The following is a 2,488-nucleotide window of genomic DNA, read 5'->3' as shown; positions in this document are numbered from 1 at the left end:
TTATGCGGCAGCAGCGCTTCGATATCTTTCATTTTATGTGTTGGCAGCCTTTTCAACACATCACTGAGATAGGCATACGGATCAAGACCATTCAGCTTGGCTGACTGGATTAAAGTCATGATGTTCGCTGCCCGTTGACCACTACGCAGTGATCCTGCAAATAGCCAGTTTTTTCTGCCTAATGCCCACGGACGCATCTGGTTTTCTATCCAATTATTGTCTATTGGCAAATTGCCATCATCCAGATAACGGCTTAAGGCAGACCAGCGTTTTAGGCTGTAATTGATTGCTTTCGCTGTAGGCGAACTCTTTGGTACTTTATCTTGATATTCTTTCAGCCAGACATACAGTTGACGCATGATCGGTTGACTGTCCTGCTGCCTTCGCTGGTGGCGTTGTTCGGCACTACAGTCTGGTATCTCTCGTAATTCTGCCTCAATTTGGTAAAGCTGTTGAATCAATTGCAGAGCTTGTTCGGCAATGAGACTTTTACCCGTCACATGCAGCTCATGGAATTTACGACGGGCATGGGCCATACAACCCACTTCAATCATCTGACCTGAGGCAAAACGTGCCTTATAACCACTGTAATCATCACAGATCAGTTGACCTTGCCAGCCTTTTAGGAAATCTTCGGCATGTTGACCTGATCGACTCGGTTGAAAGTCATAGATCACCGCCTGAATAGAGTTGTACTGTGTGGTGGCATAGGCCCAGACATAACCTTTCTTGGGTTTCTTCTCGGCAATCTGCATCACGGTCACTGGTGTTTCATCTGCATGAATCACCTGTTGTTGTAATATGATCTGTTTTAAGGCTTCTGCTAGTGGTTCTAACTGTACACCACATTGACCAACCCATTCCGATAAGGTTGAGCAAGCAAGATCAACCCCGACACGCTGATAGATCAGACGTTGACGATATAAAGGTAAATGATCCGCATATTTTGAAACCAGCACATGGCTGAGCAATTCAGGTGTAGCAATGCCTTTATCAATCACATAAGCAGGCATCGGTTCTTGAATCAAGGTATTACACTGATCACAGACCCATTTGCCACGGATATGCTGTTCCTTGTAGAACTGTGCTGGTCTGAAATTGAGTTTCTCGCTCAGGTCTTCACCAATACGACGAAGCGTGCAGCCACAACTGCATTGTGTCGATGCAGGCTCATGCTCTATACGAATGATGGCTAGATGATCTGGCAGCGGTCGGCGTTTCGGTTTTATTGCTTTGGTTTCAGCCGATTTGGGTTGATCCGCATTCAGTCGTTCCAGTTCTAAATCAACGGCTGCGATATCTTCTTCAACTGCTTCATCTAACAAGCTGATTTGTTTGGCAGTGAGGTGTTCATTCTTCTGAGCAAATTTATGCCGTTTAAACAGCGCAAGTTCATGCTCGTATTTTTGTGTGAGTACAGATAGGTGCTGAACTTTGGCATCGAGGTGTTGATTGGATTGTTCGAGTTGTTGTTTATCTTCTACAAGTTGCTGATTCTGCATTGCCAACTGCTGGGTAAATTCCAGCAATTGTTCATGGGTCAGTTGGCTTAAATGAGGCAGCATATTCATGACCGCAGTATGCCTGAGATCAGGTTAGGGATGAAATAGGTCGTTTGGAGGATGGTAAAATAAAGGTATCTGGTTTAGATCATTGTGACCACGTGCTGTTGCCCAATTCTCTGCCAAGCTAAACCTTGAATTAATGCCTGTAATTGTTCCGCATTGATACTCATTGTTTCACCCTGATGAACCTGCGCCCAGTGGAACTTCCCTTGTTCCAATCGTCGGGCACACAGCCAAATCCCTAGACCATCATGTACCAACACTTTCATACGATGGCCTCGTTTATTACAGAACAGATAGGCGCAATGGGGTTTAACACCACCAAAGGCTTTCAGGACTTGAGCAAGTGCAGTATCTGTACCTGCTCGCATATCCATGGGTTGGGTAGAGAGCCAGATTTCATCAATGCGGATCATTTGATCAAACCTTGCAGCAGAAATAGTAATTCAGTTGTTGATTCCACAGGCCATTCGATTTCAATCATTTGATCTCTTTCGGAACCTGGTCCCTCATGCAGTGGAATCCTGATATGAGCAGGAGCTTTCTTCTCAGGCACAGGTGATGGAGATGTCTCTTGTTTGACTGGTATCGAGTGAACAATGACAGGAAGAAAGTCGGTCTGTGGGATAGGCAGGTTTTTTAATGGAGGGGGCATTGATTCGGACTGGCGAATCCATTTATGCAGTAGATTAGCATTGATCTGATGTTGCATTGCCACGTTAGCCACTGATGTGTCTGGCTGCTGGCATTGTTGAATAAGCTGATGTTTGAATTCGGCTGTGAAAGTTCGGCGAGGCTTTTTTTGCGTTGGTGCACTGTCTATAACTGTCTTTAAATCCATAAATAGGTGTCCACTTATTGGTTAGTGGACACTATCGGGGGATTGATCCACTAAAAATAGTGGTGATTCACTGGAGGCTTAC

3 protein-coding genes are annotated in these 2,488 nt (G+C 45.0%); all 3 read right to left on the bottom strand.

From position 1 onward, the window contains the following. Positions 1 to 1,571: IS66 family transposase (locus HYG88_RS15065; RefSeq protein WP_178883368.1), on the bottom strand; the 1,571-nt coding region annotated here is incomplete at its 3' end. Positions 1,572 to 1,645: 74 nt separating this feature from the next. Continuing rightward, on the bottom strand, positions 1,646 to 1,981 hold the full coding sequence (gene tnpB, locus HYG88_RS15060) for an IS66 family insertion sequence element accessory protein TnpB (protein ID WP_005157151.1): 336 nt from the start codon (positions 1,979 to 1,981) through the stop codon (positions 1,646 to 1,648). Next, positions 1,978 to 2,406, bottom strand: coding sequence for a transposase (locus HYG88_RS15055; RefSeq protein ID WP_178883367.1), 429 nt, complete (start codon positions 2,404 to 2,406; stop codon positions 1,978 to 1,980). The genes tnpB and HYG88_RS15055 overlap by 4 nt, the downstream gene beginning before the upstream one ends. Between the last annotated feature and the right edge of the window lie 82 nt (positions 2,407 to 2,488).

Source organism: Acinetobacter sp. SwsAc4 (assembly GCF_013391535.1).
Lineage (GTDB): Bacteria > Pseudomonadota > Gammaproteobacteria > Pseudomonadales > Moraxellaceae > Acinetobacter.
Note: the sequence above shows the minus strand (reverse complement) of the source record. Positions and strands in the feature narration are given on the sequence as shown.

What these genes read in the sequence shown, in the direction of transcription:
- tnpB (WP_005157151.1), bottom strand. Translation starts at nt 1,981, where the DNA reads ATGATCCGCATTGATGAAATCTGGCTCTCTACCCAACCCATGGATATG.
- HYG88_RS15055 (WP_178883367.1), bottom strand. Translation starts at nt 2,406, where the DNA reads ATGGATTTAAAGACAGTTATAGACAGTGCACCAACGCAAAAAAAGCCT.